A 2,677-nucleotide genomic window follows, 5' to 3' on the forward strand; every position below is an offset into this window, starting at 1 on the left:
ACGGTCTGAGCCGTCACGATTGGCGGCTTCGGCGTACCCAACGTTCCGGGCTTACCCGGCGCGCCAAGATAGGCGCCGGTTTGAGATCCAGGAACGGCGGGACCATATCCACTGCCGGGGGCGCCGGGAGCGCCTCCAAATGAACTGGTGGCGCCGAGAGAACCACTGGGAGCGCCAGGATAACCACTAGGAGCACCAGGAGGCCCCGGATAAGCACCGGGAGCAGCGGGAGCGCCAGGATAGGGTGACCCCGGAGCGCCGGGTCTCCCCGGCGCTCCCGGATAACCGGAAGCACCAGGCGAAGGCGCAGAGGTGATCGGAGTCTGGGTGTTCGCATTCATAGTCATGAAAATCGCAACCCCAGCGATGACGATGACCAATCCGGCGAGTCCGGCGACAATCGGCAAATTCTTCTTATCTTTGATCCAGTTCATAATGTTATGCTTTACCTAAATTTCAGCCGTGTTTAGCCGCCAGGAGCGCCGGGGAAACTTCTTCCACCACTCGCGCCAGGATAAACGCCGGGACCGCCTCCAGGACGCCCCCCGCCTGCGCCGGGATATCCACCGGGGCCGCCGCCAAAGCCTCCAGCTGCTCCAGCGGCTGCGCCTGTACCGGCCGATGTGACAGGAGCGGCGACTGTCGTCGGATTCTGCGGGAAGATAATTACCGATGCATTGTACTTACACTGCATAAACGGACTGTTTCCGTGCAGTTCGACTTTGTCGATCATGACAAGGCGGTTGAAGTCGTTCCACTTCACCAGATGCGCGAGAATGCGGCGAAAATCGCCTTCAACCGACATGGCTCCGTCGGACCCTGACACAGGGATCACAAGCGGCGCTCCCGTAATGTCGTTCGGGCTGCTGGGCGGAGGCGCGATCGAGATGCTCGAAAGCTGCACCACACCCGAGCGCGCCATCCAGCGCTCCAGAGAAGGCCCAAGGTTTTCCGAAAGTTCGTGCGACAGCTGACGCCACGCACTATAGCGCTTGCTGACGTCAAACGGAGGCATCAGCGCAACTTCCTTGCCATGCCACGCCACCGTAGTCGCCTTCGCCTGCACGGTCGCGTTCACCAGATCCGCCTTCGCCTTAGTGACGTCGTTCTGCGTGCCGCCGGCGCCCACCGCAGCCTCGCGGCGCGCGCTGGCCTCATCCGTCTTCGTACGGATCGGTTGGATCAAGAAGAAGTAGATCAAGACAATTGCCGCAATTGTCATGACGCTACCGATAATTGCCACTACCAGCGGCGTAATTCGTGTTAATCGCATGTTCAGCCCTTAACTAACCTGCAGAAACCGGACGACCAGCTCCAGGGCCGCCGCCGGGGAAGCCACCAGGGCCGCCACCCGGAAAGGCTCCTGGGAAACCGCCCGTCGCCGGCGCGGCGCCCGCCCCGCCCGGCAGCGCCGGAGGAGTCAGAGGCTTCTTCAATTCCGCCGTAATCGTAACGCCAAACCCTTTAGGCTCCTGCTTGACACGGATGCGACTGATGGCCCTTGCATACTGACGCTGGATCTGCGCAGGGGTTCCAATCGGGTTGACCTGGTTCGCCATAATGGAGTCCAGTGTCGCCACGCGCTCCCCAGTCAGGTTTTCCGGATCGATATTAAGAGTAGTGGCTCCACCACCGCCGCCGCCAGGAATGCCGCCACCGCCACGACCGCCGGAAAGGCCAGGGGTTGGCCCGCCAGCAGACCTGCCGCCACCGCTGCCCGGATAACCACTGGAAGCTCCCCCACCCGCGCCCGCCGCGCCCGGCAGGCCGGGGATCGCTACGGGCGGAGCGCCGATACCGACGAGCTGACCGTCCAGGTAATACTTGTTGACGACCGCTTCCGGGTAACCAGGAAGTTTGTCGATCGAAACCGTCTGAAAATCCGGTTCCTTATAGATCGCTTCCAGATACCGACCTACTTCGGCAATGCTTGGCGCATACGCTTTGATGCTCAGCGCTGTGCCGCTCACCGTGGCGTCGGTATAGATCATTTTCGGATCCGTATACCGCGCCACCGTGTCGTAGAGGCGAGCCCACTCTTTGTTGTAATTTCTCGCGTCCACAACGAACTGCAATTTCGCTTCGGTAGGAGCGATCGCGGTTCGCACTGAAGACGCGCCGGACTTCGCGGTGTCCGTTTGCTGCTTCAGCGCTTCCGCTTTCGCGGCTTCGTTCTCCATATACTTCTGCGCGGGAACGAGGAAGAAGAATGTGGCGCCTGAAAGCGTAACCACCGCCGTCAAAAACAGGGCGGAGAAGACCGCTGTCAGATTTCGCGTCATTCGCCGCTGGGCGACATATCCAGGAAGTAAATTTACTCGAAGCATACTTGTTCTTTTCGCAGCTCCCCAAAGGCGTTTATCACGGATGTCCGGAAAACGCCGGGATGAGCGCGCCTATTTTAAGACATCGGCGGATTGGTGGTGTCGATCGGATCGGCCGCCTTGCGGCTCACCAATGGGCGCCGTGGTTTCTTGGGCAACGGGTTTGCATTGAACACAGCCTCGCGAGCCGCGAGTCCGAAGGCCACGGCGAACGACGAAGCGATCGATTGAAGGTACTGAGGATCGTAATGCTTGGATGTGACCTGCATGCTGGCGAATGGGTCCGCCACGATCACGGGCACCTGAAGCTCATTTTGCAGAAAGACGCCAATGTTATGCAGGTTGGCGCTGCC

3 protein-coding genes and 1 pseudogene are annotated in these 2,677 nt (G+C 60.5%); all 4 read right to left on the reverse strand.

Annotated features, from left to right (window positions below):
• Positions 1 to 434 (reverse strand): annotated as a pseudogene (locus tag ABIZ35_RS28565) (hypothetical protein); the annotation flags it as partial.
• A gap of 32 nt (positions 435 to 466) precedes the next feature.
• Positions 467 to 1,273 carry a hypothetical protein gene (locus ABIZ35_RS28570; RefSeq protein ID WP_348223353.1) on the reverse strand — a complete coding sequence of 269 codons (807 nt, stop codon included), beginning with the start codon at positions 1,271 to 1,273 and terminating at the stop codon, positions 467 to 469.
• Positions 1,274 to 1,286: 13 nt separating this feature from the next.
• Positions 1,287 to 2,327: a hypothetical protein gene (locus tag ABIZ35_RS28575; protein WP_348223354.1), complete on the reverse strand. Its 1,041-nt coding sequence runs from the start codon at positions 2,325 to 2,327 to the stop codon at positions 1,287 to 1,289.
• Between the two features lie 74 nt (positions 2,328 to 2,401).
• A partial coding sequence (gene pilM / locus ABIZ35_RS28580) for a pilus assembly protein PilM (RefSeq protein ID WP_348223355.1) occupies positions 2,402 to 2,677 on the reverse strand: 276 nt, incomplete at its 5' end.

The organism is Capsulimonas sp. (assembly GCF_039929585.1).
GTDB lineage: Bacteria > Armatimonadota > Armatimonadia > Armatimonadales > Capsulimonadaceae > Capsulimonas.